Source organism: Prescottella sp. R16 (genome assembly GCF_030656875.1).
Taxonomy (GTDB): Bacteria; Actinomycetota; Actinomycetes; order Mycobacteriales; family Mycobacteriaceae; genus Prescottella.
The window spans coordinates 3911635-3937745 of record NZ_CP130943.1 but is presented as its reverse complement, the minus strand read 5'-3'; the positions used below and the strand labels follow the sequence as shown (position 1 = coordinate 3937745).

Annotated in this window: 25 protein-coding genes; 15 read left to right on the top strand and 10 right to left on the bottom strand. The window is 68.2% G+C overall.

Annotated features, from left to right (window positions below):
* Positions 1 to 137: 137 nt before the first annotated feature.
* Positions 138 to 1049: a LysR family transcriptional regulator gene (locus Q5696_RS18555; RefSeq protein WP_305092720.1), complete on the top strand. Its 912-nt coding sequence runs from the start codon at positions 138 to 140 to the stop codon at positions 1047 to 1049.
* Positions 1046 to 1921, top strand: coding sequence for a serine hydrolase (locus Q5696_RS18550; protein ID WP_514131058.1), 876 nt, complete (start codon positions 1046 to 1048; stop codon positions 1919 to 1921). Before Q5696_RS18555 ends, Q5696_RS18550 begins: the two co-directional genes overlap by 4 nt.
* Here Q5696_RS18550 and Q5696_RS18545 read toward each other — a convergent pair.
* Positions 1918 to 3333: a phytoene desaturase family protein gene (locus Q5696_RS18545; RefSeq protein ID WP_305092719.1), complete on the bottom strand. Its 1416-nt coding sequence runs from the start codon at positions 3331 to 3333 to the stop codon at positions 1918 to 1920. The two genes, Q5696_RS18550 and Q5696_RS18545, sit on opposite strands and share 4 nt — an antisense overlap.
* A complete protein-coding gene (locus tag Q5696_RS18540) occupies positions 3330 to 3896 on the bottom strand; it encodes a hypothetical protein (RefSeq protein ID WP_305092718.1) in 567 nt (188 codons plus the stop codon). The genes Q5696_RS18545 and Q5696_RS18540 overlap by 4 nt, the downstream gene beginning before the upstream one ends.
* A 230-nt stretch (positions 3897 to 4126) precedes the next feature.
* Here Q5696_RS18540 and dnaK point away from each other — a divergent pair, with 230 nt between their 5' ends.
* The 8 genes from dnaK (at position 4127) to Q5696_RS18500 (ending at position 13201) form a co-directional block, all read left to right on the top strand.
* Entirely contained in the window at positions 4127 to 5968 is a 1842-nt protein-coding gene (gene dnaK / locus Q5696_RS18535) for a molecular chaperone DnaK (RefSeq protein ID WP_305092717.1), read from the top strand.
* A complete protein-coding gene (gene grpE / locus Q5696_RS18530; RefSeq protein ID WP_305092716.1) occupies positions 5965 to 6552 on the top strand; it encodes a nucleotide exchange factor GrpE in 588 nt (195 codons plus the stop codon). Before dnaK ends, grpE begins: the two co-directional genes overlap by 4 nt.
* Positions 6553 to 6640: 88 nt before the next feature.
* A complete protein-coding gene (gene dnaJ / locus Q5696_RS18525) occupies positions 6641 to 7813 on the top strand; it encodes a molecular chaperone DnaJ (protein ID WP_305092715.1) in 1173 nt (390 codons plus the stop codon).
* A gap of 31 nt (positions 7814 to 7844) precedes the next feature.
* Positions 7845 to 8252: a heat shock protein transcriptional repressor HspR gene (locus Q5696_RS18520; RefSeq protein WP_305092714.1), complete on the top strand. Its 408-nt coding sequence runs from the start codon at positions 7845 to 7847 to the stop codon at positions 8250 to 8252.
* A 288-nt stretch (positions 8253 to 8540) separates the two neighbouring features.
* Positions 8541 to 9755 (top strand): ABC transporter substrate-binding protein, encoded by a 1215-nt coding sequence (locus Q5696_RS18515; RefSeq protein WP_305092713.1) that lies wholly within the window; start codon positions 8541 to 8543, stop codon positions 9753 to 9755.
* 43 nt (positions 9756 to 9798) lie between these two features.
* Positions 9799 to 10656, top strand: coding sequence for a branched-chain amino acid ABC transporter permease (locus tag Q5696_RS18510; protein WP_305092712.1), 858 nt, complete (start codon positions 9799 to 9801; stop codon positions 10654 to 10656).
* A 2-nt stretch (positions 10657 to 10658) separates the two neighbouring features.
* Positions 10659 to 12482 (top strand): branched-chain amino acid ABC transporter ATP-binding protein/permease, encoded by a 1824-nt coding sequence (locus Q5696_RS18505; RefSeq protein ID WP_305092711.1) that lies wholly within the window; start codon positions 10659 to 10661, stop codon positions 12480 to 12482.
* Positions 12482 to 13201: an ABC transporter ATP-binding protein gene (locus tag Q5696_RS18500; RefSeq protein WP_305092710.1), complete on the top strand. Its 720-nt coding sequence runs from the start codon at positions 12482 to 12484 to the stop codon at positions 13199 to 13201. The genes Q5696_RS18505 and Q5696_RS18500 overlap by 1 nt, the downstream gene beginning before the upstream one ends.
* 108 nt (positions 13202 to 13309) lie before the next feature.
* Here Q5696_RS18500 and Q5696_RS18495 read toward each other — a convergent pair whose 3' ends face one another.
* A complete protein-coding gene (locus Q5696_RS18495; RefSeq protein ID WP_305092709.1) occupies positions 13310 to 14176 on the bottom strand; it encodes a TIGR03619 family F420-dependent LLM class oxidoreductase in 867 nt (288 codons plus the stop codon).
* A gap of 69 nt (positions 14177 to 14245) precedes the next feature.
* On the bottom strand, positions 14246 to 14497 hold the full coding sequence (locus tag Q5696_RS18490) for a hypothetical protein (RefSeq protein WP_305092708.1): 252 nt from the start codon (positions 14495 to 14497) through the stop codon (positions 14246 to 14248).
* A gap of 149 nt (positions 14498 to 14646) precedes the next feature.
* Between Q5696_RS18490 and Q5696_RS18485 the strand changes: the two genes are divergently transcribed.
* Positions 14647 to 15342 carry a PadR family transcriptional regulator gene (locus Q5696_RS18485; protein ID WP_305092707.1) on the top strand — a complete coding sequence of 232 codons (696 nt, stop codon included), beginning with the start codon at positions 14647 to 14649 and terminating at the stop codon, positions 15340 to 15342.
* Positions 15343 to 15618: 276 nt separating this feature from the next.
* Here Q5696_RS18485 and Q5696_RS18480 read toward each other — a convergent pair whose 3' ends face one another.
* The 4 genes from Q5696_RS18480 to Q5696_RS18465 all read right to left on the bottom strand — a co-directional run bounded on the left by Q5696_RS18480 (position 15619) and on the right by Q5696_RS18465 (position 19915).
* Entirely contained in the window at positions 15619 to 16410 is a 792-nt protein-coding gene (locus Q5696_RS18480) for an IclR family transcriptional regulator (protein ID WP_305092706.1), read from the bottom strand.
* 176 nt (positions 16411 to 16586) lie between these two features.
* On the bottom strand, positions 16587 to 17519 hold the full coding sequence (gene bphC / locus Q5696_RS18475; RefSeq protein ID WP_305092705.1) for a biphenyl-2,3-diol 1,2-dioxygenase: 933 nt from the start codon (positions 17517 to 17519) through the stop codon (positions 16587 to 16589).
* A gap of 36 nt (positions 17520 to 17555) precedes the next feature.
* The gene (locus Q5696_RS18470) at positions 17556 to 18737 is read right to left on the bottom strand and encodes an acyl-CoA dehydrogenase family protein (RefSeq protein ID WP_305092704.1); all 1182 of its coding nucleotides are present in this window, start codon (positions 18735 to 18737) and stop codon (positions 17556 to 17558) included.
* Positions 18734 to 19915: a 3-ketosteroid-9-alpha-monooxygenase, oxygenase component gene (locus Q5696_RS18465; protein WP_305092703.1), complete on the bottom strand. Its 1182-nt coding sequence runs from the start codon at positions 19913 to 19915 to the stop codon at positions 18734 to 18736. The genes Q5696_RS18470 and Q5696_RS18465 overlap by 4 nt, the downstream gene beginning before the upstream one ends.
* A 160-nt stretch (positions 19916 to 20075) precedes the next feature.
* Between Q5696_RS18465 and Q5696_RS18460 the strand changes: the two genes are divergently transcribed.
* The 4 genes from Q5696_RS18460 (at position 20076) to Q5696_RS18445 (ending at position 24356) form a co-directional block, all read left to right on the top strand.
* Positions 20076 to 20885 (top strand): mycofactocin-coupled SDR family oxidoreductase, encoded by an 810-nt coding sequence (locus Q5696_RS18460; protein ID WP_305092702.1) that lies wholly within the window; start codon positions 20076 to 20078, stop codon positions 20883 to 20885.
* The gene (locus Q5696_RS18455) at positions 20885 to 21718 is read left to right on the top strand and encodes a mycofactocin-coupled SDR family oxidoreductase (protein ID WP_305092701.1); all 834 of its coding nucleotides are present in this window, start codon (positions 20885 to 20887) and stop codon (positions 21716 to 21718) included. Before Q5696_RS18460 ends, Q5696_RS18455 begins: the two co-directional genes overlap by 1 nt.
* A gap of 11 nt (positions 21719 to 21729) precedes the next feature.
* Positions 21730 to 22548 carry an SDR family NAD(P)-dependent oxidoreductase gene (locus Q5696_RS18450; RefSeq protein WP_305092700.1) on the top strand — a complete coding sequence of 273 codons (819 nt, stop codon included), beginning with the start codon at positions 21730 to 21732 and terminating at the stop codon, positions 22546 to 22548.
* A 230-nt stretch (positions 22549 to 22778) separates the two neighbouring features.
* Positions 22779 to 24356, top strand: coding sequence for an AMP-binding protein (locus Q5696_RS18445; RefSeq protein ID WP_305092699.1), 1578 nt, complete (start codon positions 22779 to 22781; stop codon positions 24354 to 24356).
* A gap of 63 nt (positions 24357 to 24419) precedes the next feature.
* On the opposite strand, the gene Q5696_RS18440 is transcribed toward Q5696_RS18445, so the two are convergent.
* Positions 24420 to 25139, bottom strand: a complete 720-nt coding sequence (locus Q5696_RS18440) for a hypothetical protein (RefSeq protein ID WP_305092698.1) — start codon at positions 25137 to 25139, stop codon at positions 24420 to 24422.
* Positions 25140 to 25311: 172 nt separating this feature from the next.
* Positions 25312 to 26070, bottom strand: coding sequence for an FAD-binding oxidoreductase (locus tag Q5696_RS18435; RefSeq protein ID WP_305092697.1), 759 nt, complete (start codon positions 26068 to 26070; stop codon positions 25312 to 25314).
* Between the last annotated feature and the right edge of the window lie 41 nt (positions 26071 to 26111).

The window sequence follows — 26111 nt, the reverse complement described above, 5'->3', positions numbered from 1 at the left end:
CTGCTCGCTCCGTCCGTTCGGTCCCGCTGTTCGTGTCGCCGCGCTGGGGCAGCGAAACACTCTTCTCACGGGCCAGTCCAATAGGCTATTGCCGTAGTCGCGATATTCGTTCCATATCAAGCCAGGTGAGAGGCGCCGTGAACCTGCTGTTGCACCTCGAATTCTTTCTCGCGGTCGCCGAGGAACAGCACTTCGGTCGTGCCGCCGCCCGGCTCGGAATGACCCAGCCCCCGCTCAGCCAGGGCATCAAGAAACTCGAGCGGGAACTCGACGTCACACTCTTCCACCGCACAGCGAAGGGTGCAGTGCTCACGGCGGACGGTCAGTCGCTGCTGCCCGACGCCGTCGACCTCGTCTCCCGGGCCCACCGGTTCACCGACTCCGCCCGCCGGCGCGGAGCCGAGCAGCGGACGATCCGGCTGGCGGTGATGCCGAAGGTGCCCACCGCGCTGGTCGCCGACCTCGTCGCGACACTCCGCGAGGCCACCGTCTCCGGGCGCGTGGAGACGGTGATCGCCCCGAGCTCCGACATCGTCGACCAGCTCGAGTCCGGGGCGCTGGACGTCGGTGTCGTCGAACATCCCGCCCTGGTCGAACCGTTGACCGGCAGCGATGTCGTGTCCCTGCCGCTGAGCCTGCTCGTCCCCGCGGCGCATCCTGCGGCGCACCACGATCCGTGTGAGCTGTCCCGGGTCGGGGGCCTGCGGATGGCGTCACCACCACGCTCCGACGGGCCCGCCGCCCACGACCTGCAGATCGACGCGTTCGCCCGTCTCGGGATCGACCTCGAGATCGTCCCCGCCCCGGACGACCGGTGGGCACTCGCCTCGGTCGCCGCCGGTCAGGCATTCGCGCTCACCGCCGACCCCGAGTTGTCGGCACCCGGCGTGCAGCGGGTGCGTCCCGACTCGGACGCGCTGCGGCTGCGCCTGCGGTGCCTGCGCTCCCCGTCCGGGGGTGTCGCGGACGCCGTGATCGACGCCGCCGCCCGTTGCATCGCCCGGTTCGCCGATGCGGCCGGGTCCGGGCTCGGGGGAGCCGTACGGTGATCGCGGAACTGTTCCGGGACGCCGGCGTCCACGGCCGGATGCACGCCGTCCCGGTCGGCGCCGCGGACACCGAGTACGGGCTGGGCGCCGACGACCCCGTCGTCATGGCGTCGGTGTACAAGCTGCCGGTGCTGGTCACGTTCTGCCGGCTCGTGGACGCCGGGGAGATCGACCCGCTCGAACCCGTCGTGCTCGCCCCCGGCGGCCGCACCCCCGGCCCCACCGGCGTCTCCCAGTTCCTCGACGAGGTGCGCCTGTCGATGCGCGACGCGGTCCGCTCCATGACGGCGGTGTCCGACAACGCGGCCGCCGACGAGGTGCTGCGCAGGCTCGGCGTCGACCGCGTGAACGCGACGATGCGGGAACTGGGGCTGACCGTGACGACGGTGCTCGGTGGCACGGCACAGATCCTGCAGACCCTCGTCACCGACACCGAAACCGACTCCCCGGCAGCAGCGTTCGCAGCTCTCGGGGACAACGATGCGATCGTGTACCCCACCGGCTACGACCCCGTCCTGTCGAGCGCGACCACCGCGCGGGACATGACCGCGCTGTTGTCGAGGGTGTGGTCGGGGGCCGCTGCGTCGGCCGAACAGACCGCGTTCATGCGGGCAGTGCTGTCGAGTCAGGTGTTCACGGCGCGACTGCGGTCCGGGTTCCCCTACGCCGACGTCGTCGTCGCCGGCAAGACCGGCACCCTCGGGGCGGTCCGCAACGAGGTCGGGGTGATCGAGTTCCCGGACGGCGCGGCCTTCGCGGTCGCCGTGTTCACCCGCGCCGCCCGCGCCGACCCGCTGCTCCCGGCGGCCGACGCGGCGATCGGACAGGCCGCTCGGGCCGCGATCGCGGACCTGCGGCGGCGCGGAAACTAGCGCCCGAGGTGGCGCAGGGCCGAGCGGGCCGCGTGGTGGCCGCCCATGCCGTGCACCCCGCCACCCGGCGGCGTCGACGCCGAACACAGGTACACGCCGGGGATGCCGGTCGCATACGGGTCGAGGGCGAGGCGGGGCCGGGCCAGGAGTTGCAGCGGATCGTTGGCACCGGACGCGATGTCGCCGCCCACATAGTTCGGGTTGTAGACGGGCATCTCGACCGCGGACCGGGTGGAACTGCCGACGATCCGATCCCGGACGCCCGGCGCGAACCGTTCGATCTGCCGCAGGATCGGTTCGGTCGCGTTCCCCGTGAAACCGTGCGGCACATGCGCGTACGCCCACACCGGGTGGACACTCCCCGCCGACCTGGACGGGTCGGCCAGATACTGCTGGCCGATCAGCACGAACGGGCGTTGCGGCATCCGGCCCCGCTGTAGATCGCGTTCCGTGGCCGCGACCTCCGCGATCGTCCCGCCCAGATGGACGGTCCCGGCCCGCCGGCACGCGTCGTCGCGCCACGGGATGCCGCCGTCGACGGCGAGGTCGAGCCGGAACGCGGCCGGACCGTACCGGTACCGCCGGTAGGCGCGGGCCACCCTGCGCGGCAACCGATTTCCCGCCAACTCGAGCGCCCCGGTCGGCGACACGTCGAGCATCGTGATCTCGGCACGTGGCAGTTCCCCGAGCGACCGCACCCACCGGCCCGTCTCGATCCGCCCGCCGTGCGCGCGCAGCAGCGACGCGAGGGCGTCGGCGATCGCCCGGGACCCGCCGCGCGCCACGGGCCACCCGTACCGGTGCCCGGCTGCGATCATGAGCAGACCCACCGCCGACGTCGTCGGCCGTGTCAACGGCTGGTAGGCGTGCGCGGCGACCCCCGCGAACAGGGCCCGAGCCTGCGGCGTCCGCCACCGCCGGGCCGTCCACGTCGCGGGGGCAAGGGCGCCTGCCCCGAAGCGTGCCAGCGTGATCGGGTGTTCCGGGAGATGCGCGATCGGGCGCAGCACGTCGGCGGTGAGATCGTCGAGACGGTCGGCGAGCGGCCCGAACGATCGCCGCCACGCCGCACCGTCCCGCCCCAGGACGGCGGCGGTGTCGGCGACGGACCCGGTGAGCACGCCGGGGGCCGCGTCGTCGAGAGGATGCGCCAGATCGACCTCGGGCCGACACCACTCGAGGCCGTGCGCGGCCAGGTCGAGGGACCGGAAGAACGGGGACGCCGCCCCCATCGGATGCGCCGCCGAACAGTCGTCGTGCAGCAGTCCGGGCAGGATCCGTTCACTCGTACGGGTGCCGCCGCCGATCGCGTCGGCACCCTCGTAGACCGTCACGGACACGCCGTCCAGTGCCAGCGTCACGGCCGCGGCCAGTCCGTTGGGGCCGGAACCGACGACGACCGCGTCCGTCACGAGATGCCCCGGAGATCCTGGGGGCTCCGGGAATGCAGCCACGCCGACAGCGGCGGCGAGTAGAGCAGCGTCGTCCCCGCGATCACCAGTCCGGTCTGCAGCAGTGGCGCCCACGCGAACACGTGCAGCGCCACGTCGCGGGCATCAACCAGCACGTTCCACGACAGCAGCGCCGCGACGACGGTCAGCGCGCCGACGATCGTCAGTGCGGTCCGGGCGCCGAGGCTGCGGCGGCGCAGGCGTATCAGCGCGGCCAGTCCCGAGAGCACCAGCAGCAGTCCGACCCCGCCGACCCCGAGCATGCTCAGGTCTGCGGCGGACGATGCGTCGTAGTGGTCGGCCGTCGGGTCGCGCTCGGTCAGGCCGGCCGCGAGCGCGTCCGACACCGTCTCGTACTCGACGGCGAGCACCCCGGCCTGCGCGGTGAACACCGCGAACGACGCCGCCCACACGGTGAACACCGTGACGAGGCTCCGTGGCGGCGGCGTCGGACCGTTGTCGTGCAGGGGTGCGACGACGACGTCGGGGCGCGGGGGCTGTGGTCGGGGCGCGGATCGGTCCACGTATCGGATCGTATCGGCGACCGGCGGGTTCGCGGGCCGGGAACAAATCTTCGGAGGTGCCCGTTGAGCCCTACGAGAACCTGAGCGTATGAGACTCAAGTTTCGGGTTGACGGAACGTCGAACCGAATGCAAACTTGAGCCGGATGCGCTCACATAGGTTCATTCGGTCAGCGTAGACAAGCGAAACCGCAGCTCCTGAGGCTGCGCAGAAGGAAAGTGAGGGATCACTATGGCTCGTGCGGTCGGAATCGACCTCGGGACCACCAACTCGGTCGTGTCTGTTCTCGAAGGCGGCGAGGCTGTGGTGGTCGCCAACTCCGAGGGCGCACGCACCACCCCGTCCGTCGTCGCCTTTGCCAAGAACGGTGAAGTGCTCGTCGGACAGCCCGCCAAGAACCAGGCGGTCACCAACGTCGACCGCACGATCCGCTCGGTCAAGCGCCACATCGGCACCGACTGGACCGTCGCCATCGACGACAAGAACTACACGCCGCAGGAGATCAGCGCCCGCACGCTGATGAAGCTCAAGCGCGACGCCGAGGCGTACCTGGGTGAGGAGATCACCGACGCCGTCATCACCGTCCCCGCCTACTTCGAGGACTCGCAGCGTCAGGCCACCAAGGAAGCCGGCCAGATCGCGGGCCTGAACGTCCTGCGCATCGTCAACGAGCCCACCGCGGCCGCGCTCGCGTACGGCCTCGACAAGGGTGAGAAGGAACAGACCATCCTGGTCTTCGACCTCGGCGGCGGCACGTTCGACGTGTCCCTGCTCGAGATCGGTGACGGCGTCGTCGAGGTCCGCGCGACCTCCGGTGACAACCACCTCGGTGGCGACGACTGGGACGAGCGCATCGTGTCGTGGCTCGTCGACAAGTTCAAGGCGCAGAACGGCATCGACCTCACCAAGGACAAGATGGCCCTGCAGCGTCTGCGCGAGGCCGCGGAGAAGGCGAAGATCGAGCTGTCCAGCTCGCAGTCGACGTCCATCAACCTGCCGTATATCACGGTCGACGCGGACAAGAACCCGCTGTTCCTCGACGAGCAGCTCACCCGCGCCGAGTTCCAGAAGATCACCTCCGATCTCCTCGACCGCACCCGCGCGCCGTTCCAGCAGGTCGTCAAGGACGCCGGCATCTCGGTCAAGGACATCGACCACGTCGTGCTCGTCGGTGGCTCCACCCGTATGCCCGCCGTCTCCGACCTGGTGCGCGAGCTCACCGGTGGCCGCGAGCCCAACAAGGGCGTCAACCCGGACGAGGTCGTGGCCGTCGGTGCCGCACTGCAGGCCGGTGTCCTCAAGGGCGAGGTCAAGGACGTCCTGCTGCTCGACGTCACCCCGCTGTCCCTCGGTATCGAGACCAAGGGCGGCGTGATGACCAAGCTCATCGAGCGCAACACCACCATCCCCACCAAGCGTTCCGAGACCTTCACCACGGCGGACGACAACCAGCCGTCGGTGCAGATCCAGGTGTTCCAGGGCGAGCGCGAGATCGCGTCGCACAACAAGCTCCTGGGCTCCTTCGAGCTCGCGGGCATCCCGCCGGCCCCGCGTGGCGTGCCGCAGATCGAGGTCACCTTCGACATCGACGCCAACGGCATCGTCCACGTCACCGCCAAGGACAAGGGCACCGGCAAGGAGAACACGATCAAGATCCAGGACGGCTCCGGCCTGTCCAAGGAGGAGATCGACCGGATGGTCAAGGACGCCGAGGCGCACGCCGAGGAGGACAAGGCCCGCCGCGAGGAGGCCGAGGTCCGCAACCAGGCCGACTCGCTGGTCCACCAGACGGAGAAGTTCGTCAAGGACAACGAGGACAAGGTTCCGGCCGACGTCAAGGACAAGGTCGAGGCTGCGGTCGCCGAGGTCAAGACGGCCCTCGCCGGCACCGACCTCGAGGCAGTCAAGGCTGCCGTCGAGAAGCTGTCGACCGAGTCGCAGGCCCTCGGCCAGGCGATCTACGACGCGCAGGCCGCCGACGGTGCTGCCGCCGGTGACGCCGGTGCAGCGGCCGACCCGAACGTCGTCGACGCCGAGGTCGTCGACGAGCCGACCGACCAGGACAAGAAGTGACTCCGGAGAACTCGGCGAATCCCGACCGTGATCCGGTGATCACCGACGGCGTCGTCGTCGACCCGTTCGACGAGGCGGTCTCCGAGGAGACTGCTGCGGCCGCCTCGCCGGAGGGTTCCTCGGACGCCGCGGCAGCCGACGAGACGTCGGAGCCGGACGCGCTGACCACGGTCACCGCGGAACGGGACCAGCTCGAAACCGAACTGGGCTACGCGAAGGCCGAGATCGCCAACATCCGTCGCAACTCGCTGGCCCGCATCGAGCGGGCCGTCGAGGACGAACGAGTCGCGGTCGTGGGCAAGTTCCTCGACCTCGTCGACGACCTCGACCGCGCCCGCGCCCACGGCGACCTCGAGACCGGACCGCTCAAGGCCCTGTCCGACAAGCTGTCCGGCATCCTCGACGGACTCGGCCTCGCCGCGTTCGGCGTGGAGGGCGACGCCTTCGACCCGGACCTGCACGAGGCCGTGCAGATGGACGGCGACGGCAGCACCCCCGTCCTCGGCGCAGTCCTGCGCAAGGGCTACCGCCTCGGCGACCGCACCCTGCGGACCGCCATGGTGACGGTGACGAACAACGAGTAGGCGCTGCATGCCTGTGCGCCTTTTCGGTGGTACCCACTACCGAAAAGGCGCACAGGCGCCGTAGGCGCAAGGAAGGAGGAGACGCCCAGTGAGTCAACGGGAGTGGATCGAAAAGGACTTCTACAAGGACCTGGGTGTCTCGTCCGACGCCTCGGCCGACGAGATCAAGAAGGCGTATCGGAAACTGGCCCGGGATCTGCACCCCGACGCCAATCCCGGTGACACCACGGCCGAGGAGCGGTTCAAGGCGGTCAGTGAGGCCAACGCCGTGCTGTCCGATCCCGCGAAACGCAAGGAGTACGACGAGGCTCGCCGCCTGTTCGCGAGCGGCGGCTTCGGCCCCCACGCCGGATACCAAGGTGGTGGCGGCTTCGGCCCCGGTGCAGGCGGCTTCGACATCGGCGACCTGTTCGGTGGCGGCGCGGCCGGCGGCGACGGCGGCCTCGGTGACATCTTCGGTGGCCTGTTCAACCGTGGCGGCGGCCGTACCACGGCGAGTTCACGCCCGCGGCGCGGCAGCGATGTCGAAACCGAGACGACACTCGAGTTCCGGGAGGCGGCGCTCGGTGTGACGGTCCCGCTGCGGCTGACCAGCCCGTCGTCGTGCACCACCTGCCACGGCAGCGGCGCCAAGCCCGGAACCAGTCCGCGGGTGTGCCCGCGCTGCAACGGAACCGGCATCGTCAGCCGCAACCAGGGTGCGTTCGGATTCAGTGAGCCGTGCGACGACTGCCGCGGCACCGGTTCCATCATCGACGACCCGTGCCCCGACTGCCACGGCAACGGTGTCACCAACCGCACCCGCAGCATCACCGTCCGCGTCCCGTCCGGGGTCAGCGACGGAACCCGGATCCGGCTCGCCGGACAGGGGGAGGCCGGGCTGCGTGGGGCACCGTCCGGTGACCTGTACGTCACCGTGCACGTCCGTCCCGACAAGGTGTTCGGCCGCAACGGCGACGATCTGACGGTCGTCGTCCCGGTCAGCTACGGCGAACTCGTCCTCGGCACCGCAGTCTCCGTTCCGACTCTCGAAGGTCGTGTCGGAGTGAAGGTTCCGGCCGGAACCGCCGACGGACGAGTTCTCAGGGTGCGAGGGCGCGGTGTGCCCAAGCGCGGCGGAGGAGCCGGCGATCTGCTGGTGACCGTCAAGGTCGCCGTCCCGCAGAAACTCGACGACCCCGCCATCGAGGCACTCCAGACGTATCTGGAAGCGGAGAAGGCCAGCGGATTCGATCCGCGGGCAGGATGGGCCGGCGCCTGACGGCCCACACCGATCGAACGGGTGAACCATCATGAGTGACAAGAGGTATACGCAGTCGGACACCACACCGGATCCCGACGCGCGACTGTTCGTCATCTCGGTCGCCGCCGAACTCGCCGGCATGCATGCACAAACCCTGCGCAACTACGACCGGCTCGGCCTGGTCACCCCGCACCGCACCAGCGGAGGGGGGCGCCGCTACTCGCCCCGCGACGTCGCCCTCCTCCGCGAAGTGCAGCGCCTGTCGCAGGACGAAGGCGTCAATCTCGCCGGCATCAAACGGATCATCGAACTCACCAACCAGGTCGAAGCCCTGCAGAACCGTGTCGAGGAGATGGCCGCCGAGATCTCCCGCATCCACGCCGGTTACCGCCGCGACCTCGTCCCCGTCACCCACAGCAGCGCGCTCGTCGTGTGGAAACCCCGCAACGAACGCTGAGCACGACCCCCGAACGGGAACCCAGCGCACACTTTCTCACCGAAAGCGTGCACCGGGTTCCCGTTCGTCGTTCCGGTGCATATGTCCCACCGTGCGGGCGTCGTGTTGACGAGACGTACGTCACAACTTAGGCTCCCGATCGAGCGATTGCTTGGTGAGCAAGCGGTTGCTTGAAGGATCCTGCTCGGACGCCGGCCCCGGTCGACGGTGCCGCGACGGGTCTCCCTCGTCCGATCAAGCAGGTGAGTGCCTGACTTGGTGTGTTTCTGGTGTCCTAGGAGGACAGTCATGCGAAATCGGCGTCCAGTTCTCGTTGCGGCAGTAGCGGTGTCGGCCTTGACCCTCGCTGCGTGCGGTAGCGCGGACTCCACCGAGGCGGGCGGCGCGGACCAGCCGTACCGTGTCCTCGTCACCGGCGGTATCAGTGCACAGGGTGTGCTCGCCGCCAATGCCGAGACCTCGATCCTCGCGGCGAAGGCCGGTGCCCAGGTCCAGAACGAGGCCGGGGGCGTCGGTGGGCGGCAGATCGAACTGACCGTCGTCGACGACGCCGGGGACGCCACCATTGCGGTCACCAAGCTGCGCGAGGCCATCAACAAGCAGAAGCCGGACCTGGTGCTCAACTCCGGTCCGTCGTCGATCGGTGCCGCGACGCTCCCGATCCTCAAGCAGAACAAGATCCTCTCGTTCAACGTCTCGCCGACGGAGGACTCGACGAATCCGTCGAAGTTCCCGCTCAACTTCGATCTCGCGCCCGGCGCCACCGACAACGCGCGCGGCATCGTCGGCTACGCGAAGGACAAGGGCTACAACGATATCGGTGTCATCCACGGCAGCACCGCCTACGGTGAACTGTTCGGCAAGGAGATGACGAGCGCGCTCGAGAAGGCCGGCCTGAAGCAGGTCGCCAACGAGGAGTACGAGGCCACCGCCCTCGACATGACCGCGCAGCTGCAGTCGCTCAAGAACGCCGGCGCCAAGGCGATCGCGCTGGACGCGTACGGTGCGCCGCTCGGATACCTGCTGCAGAGCATGCAGCGGCTGGCCTGGGACGTGCCGATCATCGGGAACACGTCCGTGTCGAGCACCAGCCTGGTCGCGAACGAGCCCCCGAACGGTGTTCTCGGCACGCCCGAGATGAAGAACCTCGTCTCCCAGGTGTTCACGAGCACCGTCTACGACCCGGACAACGCGGCCGTGAACCAGATGGTCGACACGATGGCCTCGATCGGCACCATCTCGTCGACGCTGATCATCGCCGACAACTACGACGCGTTCCCGCTCGTCGCGGCAGCCGCGGAGAAGGCCGGCACCACCACCGACGCCGAGAAGCTCGCTGAGGCGCTCGAAACCGAAGAGGTCCAGGAGAACGCGAAGACGGCGTTCCTGTCGCGCTACAACTTCACCGCCGACAACCACGGCCCCAACCCGAACCAGGACGAGATGGAGTTCATCGCGCCCACCAAGGTCGTCAACGGCCAGTTCGGTAACCCGGCCGCGTGATGTCGACGAACTCCGAGAACTCTTCGGAGAGGAGGGAACTGCGATGACGATTCTGTGGTCCGGGCTCGCGCTCGGCGCCGTGTACGTGCTGGTCGCGATCGGGTACAACATCGTGTTCGTGTCGTCGAACACGTTCAACTTCGCGCAGGCACAGCTGATGATGGTGGGCACGTTCGTGGCCTACACCGGGCTCGTGACCCTGAAGCTTCCCGTGCTGGTCGTCGCCGTCATGGCGACGGTCACGGTGATGCTGCTGGCCGCGCTCGAGGAACAGATCGCGATCCGGCCGGTCGCCGACCACCAGAACCAGTTGGTGACCACATTGGGTGTGGCGACACTGCTCAACGGTGCCACCCAGTTGATCTGGGGCAGTGAACCACTCACGGTGCCGTTCTTCGGTTCCAGTGATCCGATCACGATCCTGGGCGGCCGCACCTACCCGTACGAGATCGCGCTGCTGGTGCTGTCGATCGTGCTCGTCGTCGGGCTCGGGCAGCTGAGCAAGCGGACGATGACCGGTCTGGCGCTCATGGGTGTCTCGGAGGACCGGGAGGCCGCGATGCTGCGTGGCGTGAACGTGCGTCGGATCGCGATGGGGGCGTTCGCGTTCTCGGGTGCGCTCGCCGGTGTGCTCGGGCTGTTCGTCGGCCCCAAGACGTTCGCCGTCGCCACACTCGGTGCGGCGTTGGCGCTCAAGGGTTTCGTGGCGCTCGCGATCGGCGGCTTCGGGTCGCTGCCGGGGGCACTGATCGGTGGGCTCACCGTCGGTCTCGTCGAGTCGTTCACGGCACTGTGGTTCGGTAGCCAGTACAGCAACATCGCGGTGTTCGTCGTGCTGATCGTCGTGCTCATGGTCAAGCCGGCGGGGCTGTTCGGCACCGTGAAGGAACGGGTGGTGTGACGATGCAGATCTGGAGAAAGATTCGCGCGGTCCCCGGCTGGGTCTTCGCGCTCGTGTTCGCGGCCGTCGTGCTGCTCGCACCGGTACTGGGGTTGGACGCCACCAACACCCGGCAGTTGCAGCTCGCGTGCATCCTCGCGCTGGTGGTCAGCGGTCTGAACCTGAGCCTCGGCTACGCGGGTGAACTCGCACTCGGCCAGGCCGCGATGTACGCGGCCGGCGCCTACACCGCCGGACTGCTGTCGCAGGCCGGGCACACCGACATCCTGGTGCAGCTGCTGGCGGCGGGGGCGGTCGCGCTCGTCGTCGGCATCGTCACCGGCATTCCCGGTCTGCGACTGGGCAGCTGGTCACTGGCGATGACGTCCTTCTTCCTGGTCCTGTTGGTGCCCGACATCCTCGCGATCTTCGGTGGCAACACCGGTGGACGCAACGGCCTGTCCGGGATGGAACCGCCGACCCTGTTCGGTCAGGACGTCGACCGGGACTTCTTCTACGTCGTCGTCGGCGTGACGATCGTGTGGTTCGTGGTGATGCGCAACCTGGTGGTGTCGCGGCACGGCATCGCGTTCCGGACGCTCAAGCAGTCTCCGGTCCTCGCCCAGTCCCAGGGCGTGTCGGTGTACCGGATGAAGCTGCTGGGCTACGCGATCGGCGCTGTCCCTGCCGGTCTGGCCGGTGCCCTGTTCGCGAACACCGACCTGTTCATCGCCCCCGAGGCGTTCGGGTTCACGTTCGCCACCGCGGTACTGGCGGCGTCGATCCTCGGCGGTTCGGCCAGCGTCTACGGCGCGGTCATCGGTGCGGCGATCATGCAGTTCGGCCCCAACCAGTCCACCGCGTTCCAGGAGTACTCGCTGCTGTTCTACGGCGGATTCCTCATCCTCGGTGGCGTCCTGCTCTCCGGCGGCCTGATCAAGGTGTTCCGCGGGATCGCCGCCCGACTCGATCGCAAGGCCGGGATCGGCGTCGCCGAACGACCCGAACCGCGGGATCCGAACGAGATCCCCGTCGTCGCACCGATCGCCGGCGCGGCCCTCGAGGTCGACGGCATCTCCAAGGCCTTCGGCGGCAACCAGGCACTGGCATCCGCGTCGCTGCGCGCGGAGCCGGGACAGGTGACGGCACTCATCGGCCCCAACGGATCCGGCAAGACCACGATGCTGAACATGATCTGCGGCTTCTACACCGCCGATTCCGGCCGGATCGTCATCGGCGGCAACGAAGTTCAAGCACTGTCGTCGTACCGGGTGGCCCGCGAAGGTGTCGCGCGCACGTTCCAGACCCCGAACATCCCCGAGAACGTCACGGTCCTCGAGGCCGTCGCGTCCGGCCGCTACATGACGGATCGGGCGTCGATGCTGTCCGCGGTCCTGCGGCTGCCGAGCTTCCGGAAGGTCGCCAAGGCCGACGTCGCCGAGGCCGAACGCGTCCTCGAACTCGTCGGCATGTCGCACCTGCGCAACGAGATCGCGACCTCGCTGCCGCTGGGCATGCGGCGCATGCTCGAGGTCGCCCGCGCCGTCGTCGCGCAGCCGCGGGTACTGCTGCTCGACGAGATCGCGTCCGGCATGGACGAGGACGAACTCGTCCGCCTGGCGGTGCTCATCCAGGCCCTGCGCGACGCCGGAGCCACGGTCCTGCTCGTGGAACACAACTTCCGGCTCGTCCTCTCCCTCGCCGACACCATCGTCGTGCTCGCACAGGGACAGGTCATCGCGTCCGGCCCGCCCGCCGAGATCGAACACCACCCGCGGGTCCTCAGCGAATACCTCGGCATCGACCCCGACAGCGGGGCCGCCGCCGAACTGGAAAGGGTGGAGTGATGGAACCCGTTCTGAGCGTGAAGAACCTGCAGACCGGCTACGGCGACCTCAAGGTCGTGTGGGACGTCTCCTTCGACGTCCACCCCGGCAAGGTCACCGCACTCCTCGGCCGAAACGGTGCCGGCAAGACCAGCACCCTGCGGGCGATCTCCGGCCTGAACAAGGTCCACGGCGGCACCATCGAGATGAACGGCCAGGACATCTCCGGCGTCGCCGCCCACCAGCGGGTCCGCCGCGGCATGGCGTACGTGCAGGAAGGCAAACGCGTCTTCCACAAACAGACCATCGAACAGAACCTGCTGCTCGGCGGCTACACCCGGAAGATGCGGCGCGGCGCACTCGAGCCCGACGTCGACCGCATCTACGACATGTTCCCGATCCTCGGCGAGAAACGGAACCTGTTGGCCGGCTCCATGTCCGGTGGGCAGCAGCAGATGCTCGCCATCGGCGCGGCGTTGATGTCGAACCCGACCCTGCTGCTCCTCGACGAACCGTCCGGCGGCCTCGCCCCCGTCATCGTCAACGAGGTCATGGAACGCGTCCGACTCCTCAAAGAGACCGGACTCGCCGTCCTCCTCGTCGAACAGGCCGTCGAAGCCGCCATGAGCGTCGCCGACCACGTCACCGTCCTCGACATCGGCAAGGTCGTCATGGACGCCCCCGCCACCGAGATCGACGACATCGCCGTCCTCCAGGACGCCTACTTCGGGCGGGTCTGAGAGACCGGTCCGAGGGAAGGCCTCCCGTTCGAGCTGAAGGGACCCTGCAGCTGTTGTGAGCAGCCGCAGGGTCCCTTCAGCTGTGGTGCGGAGCGAAACGCACACACCTCACATGGCGGCGTCCGCGAAGCGTCGGACCGCGTCGAGGCGGGCGGCGGGGTCTGTGGGGTCGGCGTCGTACATTCGCCACGGGGCGACGCGGATGCGGGTGACGCCGAGGTCGGCGAGGCGACGGTAGCCGTCGATGTCGGTGACGTCGGTGGGGGAGGCGTCGATTTCGAAGGGGAGGTCGGCCCGGCCGTACTCGGTGCGCAGTTCGTGGAGACGGGTGATGGCGGCGGTGAGGTCGGCGAGGGTGGCGTTGACGGAGATCCAGCCGTCGGTGCGGCGTGCGGCGCGGCGGAGTGCGGGTTCGCTGTGTCCGCCGCCGTAGACGGGGACCGGCCGGTCGGGGGCGGGGCTGATCATGAGCCGGTCGAAGTCGTAGTGCTTGCCGTGGTATTCGACCCATTCGGGTCCACGGCCGGCGCAGACCATCCGCAGGATGTCGATGGCCTCGTCGGTGCGGGCACCTCGGGTGCGCATGTCGGTGTGGGTGAATGTGAATTCTTCGGGGATCCACGACAATCCGACGCCGACGGCGACCCGGTTACCGGACATGACTGCCATGGTCGACAGCTGTTTCGCGGTGAGCAGGGGATCGCGCAGTGGCAGTTTCAGGACGTTGGTGTAGAAGCGGAGCCGTTCGGTGACGGCGGCGAGCGCGGTCATGGCGATGAACGGGTCCGGCATGGGGGTGTCCGGCGCCCACATGCGTTTGCCGTCGGCCGAGTACGGGTAGCCCGCGGAGATGTGTTCGGGATAGAACACGGAGTCCGGCATGGCTATCGCGTCGTAGCCGCAGTCGTCGGCCACGCGGGCCAGGTCGATGAGTTCGGGGGTCGCGATCATCGCGCCCGGCAGTGCCCACTTCATGGCTCGACCGTAGGGCGCCGAAAGGCTGTGCAGTCGTGCAGGTCCCGGCGTGCGGGACCCGTCAGAGCATCATTCGAGCCGGCCGGGAACCGGGTAGCTGCGCAGGGACAGGCCGAGCTGGCCGGACATGATCAGGTCGTCGATCGTCTCCTGCAGTTTCGGGCAGGTGGGGACGAAGACACGGCCGTCCTTCGTCCGGGATTCCTCGAACTCGGGGCACGCCGTCGAGGCGTCCTCGAGCCATTGGATGCTGGTGTGCGCATCGCTGTACTTCTCGACGAGCACACGGTTGCCGCAACTGTTGCAGTTGACGCTTTCCATGACGAACCTCCTGGCGTTCCCTGCGACGGTAGTCACCGGAAGGCCCCTGTGGTGATCGATCTCCCACGGGGCGGGAGGTTCTTTCCCGCTCGATGGGCTGAACTTGTTGCCGGGTAACCACTGTCTACCTGGGCTGTTACGCTCTTTCCATGGCTGAGACCGAGCCCGCCGACGACACCGGATACCCGCAACTGCCCGCGACGAGCTGGGCGGTCCTGGGGATGCTCACGCTCGGTGAGGGGCTCACCGGGTACGACTTGAAGAAGTGGGCCGACTGGAGTTTCGGCTATTTCTACTGGAGTCCGTCGATCAGTCAGGTGTACGCCGAGCTGAAGAAGCTCGAGGCCGTAGGGCTGGTGGTGTCGGAGCAGGTGTGTGAGCCGGGGGAACGGGGCCGGCGTGTCTACCGGATCACGGAGTGCGGGACGCGCGCGGTGCGTAACTGGTCTCGGGACGCCCCCGTCGAGCAGCCGGTGCTCAAGCACGGTCTGATGCTGCGGATGTGGATGGGTCACCTCAACGATCCGGACCAGTTGAAGTCGTTGGTGCAGGCGCACATCGAGAACATGGAGACGCTGCGCGGGCGAGCAGCGGTGCACGCCGACAACGCGACCCGGGAGCCGGCGTGGGCGTTCTCGCAGATGAGCTTGAAGTGGGCGGAACGCTATTTCCGGGCCGAGATCGAGCTGGCCCGGCAGATGCTCGACGACATCGACGAGGCTGCCGAGACGTTCGCGAGTGTGCGAGAGCACGACGAGTTGGGCAACCCGTTGCCCCTGGTATCCGGATCGTGGCGTGAAGTCGAGGATTTCGTTGCGGGCCTCGAGGCGGGCGGCCGGTCCTGACCGCCGCCTCGAGGCCCGGAACGGCAGTATCGGTTCGGTGAGCCCAGGACGGCTCGCAGGCCGTCGTGGGTGTCCAGGTCGCAGAAGCCGAATCCGCCACCGTGGGTGGACACGATCACCGGACGTGGTTCCGTCGATTCCTCCGCGGGGCGGTAGATCCGGGCGGAATCGGTCCACGGGGGCCGTCGATCTCGCGGTTCTGTACGGGTGCAACCGGTTCGGGCTCGGGGTTCGGCTGGACTTCGGGGCCGAGCGGCATGATGCTCCTCGGGCGGGTCAGGCGTACTGGAGCTGGGTGCGGCCGGTGACACTGGGCATGCTCTGGAGCCGGTTGCGGTGCGGGATCGGTGCCACGCCCTGACCGCGTCCGGTGAGCGACTGCAGAATCGCGTTGGCGGCCATACGAACCGGGGCGGCGTGTCGGTGGTCGAACTTGACGTGACCGGTCGGGCCGCAGATGGACAGTGCCGCGGTCGCGTCGCCGACCGTGCCGATCGGGACTGCGATGACGCCGATACCGCCGGAGACCTCGCTGACCTCGTACGCGACACCCATCTCGCGGACCTTGTGCAGTTCCGGGGTGAAGTGGACGAGATCGTCGCCGGCGGCGGGCGCGTACGCGAGCAGGGCCTTGCCGATCGCCGAGTTGCGGGCCGGGTAGCGGCTGCCGACGCGGGTGGGCAGGGCCGCGGCGAGCCGGCCGCCGATCTTGTCGAGGTAGAGGACGTCGGGGCCGTCGAGGACGCCGAAGTGGACGACGTAGCCGGTGACGCGGTGCAGTTCCTGCAGGATCGGGGCTGCCGCCGCGTGCAGGCGGTTCTGGTGCACGGCGATCGAGCCGAGTTCCATCAGCCGGGTGCCGAGTTCGTAGTCGCGGCCCTCGCGGCGCAGCCACCGCATCTCGACGAGGCGTTCGAGCATCCGGTGCGCCGACGAACGGGGTAGTCCGGTGCGCTTGACGACCTGGGCGAGGGTGAGGCGCCCGGGGCCGTCGAACGTGTCCAGGACGAGCGACACTCGCTCGAGAATTGCGGTCGGAGCTCCGTCGGCAGTGGCGGACGCGGTCATGGATGTCTCCCTCACTTCTGTCGGACGCAGCAGTAAGACCCACCTGACATGGGTGTTTCTATTAGGAATAATGACACAGAAATGAGAGTTTGTGAAGCAGGTCACTACAGCGGCGACACGTCGAGGGGGAACCCTGGGCGGGCTCCCCCTCGATGAAGCGTTTGTTCGGTTGTACCTCACATGGCGGCGAGCGGCTCGCTTCCGGACCAATCGTGGCCCCAGTAGCTGTCCGCGGTGATCTCCTCGGCCGAGTAGTACTTCTCGTCGACCTTCATCCCCTCGGTGCCGAACTCGATGTCCCAGCCACCCGGCGCGCGGACGTAGAACGACACCATCTTGTCGTTGGTGTGCCGGCCGAGGGTCGACGACACCGAGAAGCCGTCCTTCACGACCCGGTCGAGGGCCTGCCCGACGGCGTCGAGGGTGTCGACCTCGACCATGATGTGCACCAGTCCGGGAGCGCCGCCGTGCGGGGCCGGGCACAGCGCGAGGCTGTGATGGCGTTCGTTGACACCCAGGAAACGCACCCGCATCGGGCCGAACTCCGGCGGCGCCGGGATCCGGAACGCGCCACGCGGCAGGAACCCGAGGACGTCGGTGTAGAACGAGAACGATCCGTTCGGGTCCATCGTCGGCAGGACCACATGGCCGAGACCCTGTGCGCCGGTCACGAACTTCGCGCCGAACGGGGTGACGACCGGGCTGTGGTCGAGGACCGCGCCGTGGAAGATCTCGAGCGTCGCACCACACGGGTCGACGAACGTCACGACCTCCTCGACCCGGCGGGCATCGGCCTCCTCGACCGAGAGCGGCTTGACCGCGATCCCGGCCAGCTCGACGGCCTCCGTCACCCGGACCAGCGCGTCGTGGTCGCGGACCTCCCAGCCGATCGTGACGACCTCGTCGGTCTCGCCGGGGACGACGATGATGCGGGCGGCCCGCTCGTCCATCCGCAGGTACAGGGCGTCCGGGTCGGGTCCGGAGCCCTTCGCGAAGCCGAGGACGTCGAACGCGAAGGTGCGCCACCGGTCCATGTCGTTGGTCTGGACCTTCACGTAGCCCAGGCCGCGGATGTCGGTGCCGAAGCCGCCGACACTGCTGTTGGTCATACTTTGTCTCCGTTGTGCATTCGTGGTCCGGAAGGGTCAGATCATCGCGCGCAGCGGGCCCTGCGGGTCCACACCGAGACCGCTCAGCGTCGCCGCGTGGTACACGGTGCCGGGAACGTGGATCGCGTGGTGCAGGCCGGCGTGCGCGTCGCGCCAGAAGCGCTGCATCGGCTTGTCCATCCGCAGCGCGTTGCCGCCGCAGCGGGCGTACACCTGGTCGACGGCCATGACGGCCTGCCATGCCGCGTTGACCTGCGTCTCGCGGCCCATCGCGCGCTGCTCGAACGTCGGGGTCTTCCCGGCGTCGACCAGATCCCACATGCGATCGACGTTGGCCAGCAGCGAATCCCGGGCCGCCCGCAGCTTCGCGGTGGCCTCACCGATCGCGAACATCGTGTACGGGTCGTCCTTGACGGCGGTGCCCTGCGGGTTGATGCGTTCGCGCTGGTACTCGTTGGCCTGGTACAGCAGGCCCTCGCAGATACCGATCGTCGCCGACGTGATCCCGAGCGGGAAGACGTTCGACCACGGCATCCGGTACAGCGTCTCGTCGCGGCCGTAGTTCCGCACCGCGGTGCCGTCGATGACCTCGTCGCAGTCCATGACCCGGTACGACGGCACGAACGCGTCCTCGACCACGACGTCCTTGGAGCCGGTGCCGCGCAGACCGACGACGTCCCACGAGTCGTCGATGATCCGATAGTCGGTGCGCGGAATGATCACGTGCAGCATCCGTGGCGGCATCTCCATGCTGCCGTCCGGGTTGCACGCGAACGCCCCCAGGAACGCCCAGTCGCAGTGGTCGGTGCCCGACGAGAACTGCCAGCGGCCGGAGAACTTGTAGCCGCCGTCGACGGGCACGCACATGCCGCCGGGCATGTACGGCGATGCCATCCACGTGTTCGGGTCGTCGCCCCAGATCTCCTGCTGTGCACGGTCGTCGGCGAACGCGAGCTGCCACGGGTGGACGCCGACGATGCCGTGGACCCAGCCGGCCGACGGATTGATCGACGCGGTGCGCATGACGGTCTCGGCGAACTCGCGCGGATGCGCCTCCATGCCGCCGTGCTCCTTCGGCTGCAGCATGCGGATGGAGCCGAACTCCTTCATCTTCTTGGCGGTGGCGTCGGCGACCTTGCCGATCCGCTCCGCCTCCTCGCCCTCGATGAAGAGTTCGTCGGCCGCCGCCTCGACGGCAGCGAGGACTTCGTAGCTCATGCGGTGGGTTCCTTCTCCTGCTCGGCCTGACGGGCCAGGTTCTCGGCGACTTCCTGCTTCCAGCTCGCGACCGCACGCGTGGTGTCGATCTCGAACTCGAAGCGCTTGGTCATGTCGTCGGTGACGTCCTCGATATCCGTGTAGAACTGCTGGTACCAGCGGCGCAGCTGGTAGACGGGGCCGTCCTCCTCGGACAGCAGCGGATTGTCGATGGGCGCCTTGTTCTTCCAGATCTCGACGTCCTGCTCGAATCCCAGCTGCACGCCTTCGGCGAACTGGGCGCCCATCGCCGCCGACTCCTCGATCGACATGCCGGGCAGCTTCTTGACGATCGCGCCGTACTGCAGCACGAACTCGTCGTTGCTCACCGGGTAGTGGCAGTTGATGAGGACGGTCTTGACGGTCTGACCGTTGGCCTCGGTCTCGAGCCAGTCGATCATGTAGGAGGGGCCGAAGTACGAAGCCTCCGAGTGCAGTTCGGCGTTCGGATCGTCGTAGTTGGTGCCGGTCACGATGTCCTCGCGGCCGGTCGAGTTCATGTACTGCGTCGCGATGTGGCCCTCGAAGACGTTCTTGAAGTAGCGCGGGAACGAGTAGTGGATGTAGAAGAAGTGCGCCATGTCGACGACGTTGTCGACGATCTCGCGGCAGTGCGAGCCCTTGATGCGCAGGGACTTCCACTCCCAGTCGGTCCACTCGTCGGTGCCGTACCCCTCGATCTCGGGGATCGTCACGTCCGCGGGCGGCGGGTTGCCCTGCGGGTCGTGCCACACGAACAGCTGGCCGTTGCGCTCGAGGGTCGTCCAGGCCCGGGTCTTCGCGATCGGCGGCACGCGGCGGGCGTAGGGGATGTCGGTGCACTTGCCGTTGCCGCCCCAGCGCCAGTCGTGGAACGGGCACGCGATCGAATCGCCCTTGATCTCGCCCTGGCTCAGGTCACCGCCCATGTGCCGGCAGTATGCGTCGAGAACCTTGAGATCGCCCTTGCTGTCCGCGAACACGACGAGCTTGGTGCCGAACGCCTCGATCGAGTGCGGCTTGCCGTCCTTGAAGTCGCGAAGCAGGCCGAGCAGATGCCAACCGCGGGCGAACCGGGTGGGAGGCGCCGCGGCTTCGATCTCGCGGACCTCGACGTCGTCGGTGGTCGATTCGGGAGTGGTAGCGGTGTCGAGAGACATGAGGGTCCTCCGTCGTGCCGTCAGGGAGCTGTCCTGTGATGGACCTCATAGAACTCTGCGGCGTGTCCGACGGGACAGAGGGTCTCCCGCTGGATGGAACGCACCCTCCCGGTGGCTGTGACGTGCTCGTTAGCGTTTCGAAGCGACGAAAGGGAAGGCCATGGCGCGAATGACCGGCAAGGTAGTTCTCATCACCGGAGCGGGCGGAGGGATCGGGCGTGCGTGCGCGGTCCGGCTCGCCGAGGAGGGTGCGGACATCGTGGCCCTGGACCTGCCCGGTGAGCCCGGACGGACGGCGCTGGCGGAGACCGCACGGCTCGCCCGGGAGCAGGGGGCCCGGGTGGTCACGGCGGAGGTCGACACCAGGGACGCCGACGCCGTCGCCGCGGCTGCCCGCACCGGCGCGGACGAGCTGGGCCCGATCGACACGATCGTCGCCAACGCCGGCATCTGCGACAACCCCGGACCGTCGTGGGAGATCGACGACGACATCTGGAACCGGTCGATCGACGTCAACGTCACAGGCACGTGGAACACGATCGGAGCCGGTGTCGCCGTGATGAACCCGAACGGCGGATCGGTCGTGATCACGAGCTCCACGGCCGCGATCAAGGCCGTACCGGGGGCATCGCACTATTCCGCGGCCAAGACCGCGATCACCGGACTGGCCAAGACTCTCGCGAACGAGCTCGGTGGCCGCTCGATCCGGGTGAACACCGTGCACCCGGGGGCCGTCGGAACCCCCATGACGCTCAATCCGGCCACGTTCGCGCGGCTGCGCCCAGACCTCGAGAATCCCACCGCAGCGGATGTCGCCGAGGTGCTCTCCCGGCGGATGTTGCTGCCGGTGCCGTGGGTGGAGCCGGTCGACGTGAGCAACGCGGTGCTGTTCCTGGCATCCGACGAATCCCGGTACGTCACCGGCCTGCAAATGGTCGTGGACGCCGGACAGACCCAGAAGGTGGCGTGATGGCAGGGCGTCTCGACGGCAAGGTGGCGCTGATCACCGGCGCGGCACGAGGGATGGGACGTGCCCAGGCGGTCCGGTTCGCGCAGGAGGGCGCCGACATCGTCGCCGTCGACCTCTGCGCGCCCGTCGAACATTCGACCACTCCGGGCGCGTCACCGGAGGATCTGGCGGAAACCGTGCGGCAGGTGGAGGCCCTCGGCCGCAAGATCTGCGCATTCGAAGCGGATGTGCGCGACCAGCAGGCACTCTCGGCCGCGATCGGCTCGGGTGTCGAGGCGCTCGGTCGGCTCGACGTCGTCAGCGCGACCGCCGGAATCAGTTCGGCCGGTGCCACAGTGGGCATGGATGTCGACCAGTGGCAGACGATGCTCGACGTCAACCTCACCGGTGTGTGGCGCACCTGCAAGGCTGCGATCCCGCACATTCTGGACGGCGACCGCGGCGGCTCGATCGTGCTGATCAGTTCCATCGCGGGACTGCGCGGACTGGTGAGCGTCGGCCATTACACCGCCGCCAAACACGGACTCGTCGGCCTGATGCGTTCCCTTGCCAACGAGCTCGCGCCGTATCGGGTGCGGGTCAACACGATCCACCCGGCGAACACCCGCACCCCCATGATCCAGAACCCCGGCACGATGCGCTCGTTCTGCCCCGGCGTCGAACATCCGACGCAGGAGCAGTTCGAGGCGGGCACACAGACGATGCACCTGCTGCCCGTCCCGCTCATCGAACCCGAGGACATCGCGAACGCGAGCCTGTTCCTCGCATCCGACGAATCCCGCTACATCACCGGCGTCACCCTGCCGGTCGACGCGGGCCACTGCGTCAAATAGGAGGTACCACGGTGCAACTCGACGACCTCGCAGGCGGTACGGCCGTCGTCACCGGCGCCGGTAGCGGGATCGGGGCGGCCGCTGCGCGCCGCGCCGCCGCGCTCGGCATGAACGTCGTCCTCGCGGACGTCTCCGCCGACCGGATCGACGCCGTCGCCGCGGAACTGACCGGTGTGAAGGTGCTCGCCGTCCCCACCGACGTCCGTGACGCCGCCGCCGTCGACGCACTCGCCGACGTCGTGTACGACGAATTCGGTTCGGTCACGGTGCTCCTCAACAATGCGGGACTCGAATCGCTCGGCTACACGTGGGAGGTGCCCGCCGACGAGTGGCGGCGGGTGATCGATGTCAACCTGCTCGGTGTCTTCCACGGCATCCGGTCGTTCGTGCCGCGGATGGGCGCCGATCCGCGGCCGTCGCACATCGTCAACACGTGCTCGGTGGGCGGCATCGCGATCACTCCGCGGATGACGGCGTACGCGGCGTCCAAGCACGGCGTACAGGCGCTCACCGAGAGCGTGTATCTCGAATGCGCCGAGGCATTCCCGCAGATCACCGTGTCGGTGTTCAGTCCCGGGCAGGTCGCGACCCGGATCTTCGAGGACGCCCCCGTGCAGGAGCGGACCGCCGCCGACGCCGGATTCTGGCGCGACCAGATCCGGGAGGGGATGACCCCGGGCGAGGCCGCGAAGCTGCTGTTCGACGGCATCGCCCGCGACGAGTTCTGGATCCTCACCCATCCCGAGGCGTTCGAACGGCTCGCGTCCAAACGCGCCCGGACGCTCGGCGAGAGGCTGCGTCCCGACGCGCTGTTCGACGGGCGGAACTGAGCGGCACCCCTTCCTCCCGCGTTGTGCGTACTTGTCGCGAGTTTTCGCACGGTGGGGGCGCGACAAGTGCGCACAACGCGAGGGGCGGGGGTGGGTCGAGCGGGTGGAACAGGTTCCAGTTTTGTGGGAATCGGGTTATCGTGACGGTGACCCGGACCACACACCGGCCGACTGTGGCGCGGCGGGCGCACTGCGAGCCGTCGCGGCACGAGCACGCAGAAGGAACCCACATGACCGACGAGCTCGCCGACGTCCTCCACCGCCCGCGCTACCTGGCGGACCTGCTGATCACCGCACTCGAACGCAATGCCGACAGGCCCGCGCTCTACCTCGGCGACGTCGTGCTCACCGGTGGGCAGATGCGGGACCAGATCAGCTCGTTCGGCCAGGCGCTCGCGTCGCTGGGGATCGGCAAGGGCTCGACGGTGGCGATGCTGTCGAAGAACCGGCCCGAGGTCCTCATCAGCGTCGGCGCGCAGATGGTGCTCGGGTGTCGCAACACCGCGCTCGCACCGATGGGCTCGCTCGACGACCACGGCTACATCCTCGGCGACGCCGAGATCGAGACGCTCATCTTCGACCCGACGGCGTTCGAGGGCCGCGCGGCCGAACTGAAGGCGACCGTGCCGACGCTGAAGAATCTGTTCTCCCTCGGCCCGTCGGAGGTGGGCATCGATATTCTCGCGCTCGCAACGACTTTCACCCCACGGAAACTGGTGGCCGCGGACGTCGCCGGCGACGACCCGTCGAGCATGGTGTACACCGGCGGCACCACCGGCAAGCCGAAGGGCGTCGTCAACACGTTCGCGTCCGGGGTGACGTTGCCGCAGATCCAGATGGCCGAATGGCAGTTCCCCGACGAGATGCGCTTCCTCGCGTGCACCCCGCTGTCGCACGCCGGCATGGCGTTCTTCGTGCCGACGCTGTTGCGCGGCGGCTCCCTCGTCGTGCTGCCGGCGTTCGAGCCCGGCGCGGTGCTCGAGGCGATCGAGAAGTACCGCATCACCGCGACGATGCTGGTACCCACCATGATCTACATGCTGCTCGACCATCCGGACCTGAAGACGCGGGACGTCTCGAGCCTGCAGACCTTGTTCTACGGTGCCGCCGCGATGTCGCCGTCCCGGCTGCAGGAGGGCATCGCGAAGTTCGGGCAGATCTTCTTCCAGTACTTCGGGCAGAGCGAGTGCGGCATGACGATCACCGTCATGCGCAAGGAAGAGCACGATCCGGAGAACACCGAACGGCTCGCATCGTGCGGACGTCCCGTCCCGTGGCTGGACGTGCGCCTGCTCGACGACGACCTGAACGAGGTCGCCCAGGGTGAACTCGGCGAGATCTGTGTCCGCGGCCCGCTCGTGATGAAGGAGTACTGGAACAAGCCCGCCGAGACCGCCGACGCACTGCGCGGCGGCTGGCTCCACACCGGTGACATCGCCCGCGCCGACACCGAGGGTTTCCTCTACATCGTCGACCGCAAGAAGGACATGATCGTCACCGGCGGCTTCAACGTGTTCCCGCGCGAGATCGAGGACGTCATCTCCGCACACCCCGCGGTCGCCTCGGTCGCGGTGGTCGGTGTGCCGGACGACAAGTGGGGGGAGTCCGTCAAGGCGTGCGTCGTGCTGCGCGACGGGCAGAGCGTCGACGCCGCCGAACTGGTCGACCGGGTCCGGGCCGCGAAGGGGTCGGTGCACGCGCCGAAGTCACTCGATTTCGTCGAATCGCTGCCGCTCACCCCGATCGGCAAGCTCGACAAGAAGGCGTTGCGCGCCCAGTTCTGGGAGGGTGCCGCACGTTCGGTGTGAGCGCACACGACAACGCCCGGCCGACGAGGAGTCGTCGGCCGGGCGTTTCCGTGGTGCCGGGTGTCAGCTGCCCATCGCGGCGCCGAGGATCTTCCCGAAGTCGATGCCGTTGATGACGTCGGTGACCGACCCGGTCGGGTTCGTCGCCGAACCGAACATGCCGGTGCTGGCGGTGTTCACCGAGCCGAGACCGCTCGAATCGAGGCTGCCGGTGACGGTTTCGACGGGGTTCTTGTCGCGCACCGTGACGCAGGCGCCGGTGGTCGGCCATTCCTGACTGTCCCAGCCGACAGGGCGGGCCTGCACGCCGCTGACGAGCTGGGTGCCGGGCTGCACATCGTCCGACACCTTGTAGGTTGTCTCGAGGATCGCGTAGTTACCGCCGGTCATGTCCCAGCCGCCGCCGCGCTCCCAGTACAGGTTCTTGGCGGGGTCGTTGTTGAGATGCGTTGCTCCCCACTTCTGGCCGCCGATCAGGTTCCAGACGTTCAGCCGGGAGTTGTCCAGGGCCAGTGCCGGGTCGTGGAACTGGCCGACTTCCTTGAGCATCCAGATTCCGCTGCCGCGGCTCACCCGGGTCTGGTAGGTGATCGTTCCGCCCGGGACGACCTCGGCCTTGTCGGCGGTCTGCTCGACGATGATGCCGCTACCGGTGAAGTTCTTCGTCGGCTGGCAGGTGGTGTCGGCGGCGGTGGCGGTACCGGCCGCGACGGTCGTACCGGTGGCGATCATGGCGACGCTCGCGCCGGCGGCGGCAACTCGTCGAAGTGTCGTGCGGTTCACGGAAGAGCTCCAATCAGTCGATAGGCGTCGGCTGCGGTAGCCGGTCGGACGCACACGACACTGCATCTCCCCGTGTCGTGTCCCCGAAGCACGTCCCCGGGAACTATATGGACGCCCGTCCAGCCCCGCAGCGATTTCGTGTGATTCGCCCACCTCGCCCGCCGTGAACCTGCTAGTGGATCGGATCGGACAGGAGCGCCTCCGCGGGTGTCCCGCCCGCAACCAGTCGGTCCCGGGTGGCGGCCACCATGCCCGGCGAACCGCACACCAGCACCTGATGGTCGGTGAACGGGCCGTGGTCGGCGACGACGTCGGCGAGAGTGCCCTCGAGCAGATCGTCCTCGTGGAAGTTCACCGGCCCCACCTGCTCGACGATGCGGTCGTACCACTCGTCGGGGGCGCCGTCGTCGCCGATGGATTCGACGACGGGAACCGTGGTGAGCCACGGCAACTGCTGCGTCAACAGCCACAGCAGGTCCGACGCGTACAGGTCGCGTGCCGTCCGTCCGCCGACGAACAGATATACCGGCGGTGGATTCTCCACCAGTGTCAGATCCAGGATCAGCGACCGCATCGGCGCCAGACCCGTTCCCCCCGCGACCATCACGACGGCCGGACCGTCCTCGTCGACGCGCATCTCACCGCGCGGCGCCGACACCGTCCACACGTCACCGGGCGCCGTCTCGGCCACGATCGCGCCACTGACCCACCCGCCCGGCACGGACCGCACATGGAACTCCAGCTTCCCGTCCCGCGACGGCGGCAACGACGGAGACAGCCGACGCGGTAACCGTGGAAACTGCGGAACGGTCACGTCGACGTACTGCCCGGCCCGGAACGGCACCGCATCACCGATCAACCGCACCACCGCCACATCCTCACGAAGACGATGATGTTCGACGACGGTCGCGGTCCAAGACTCCTGCTGCATGATCACTATTGTCCGGGTCTGCGGGAGATGTGCGCACCGAA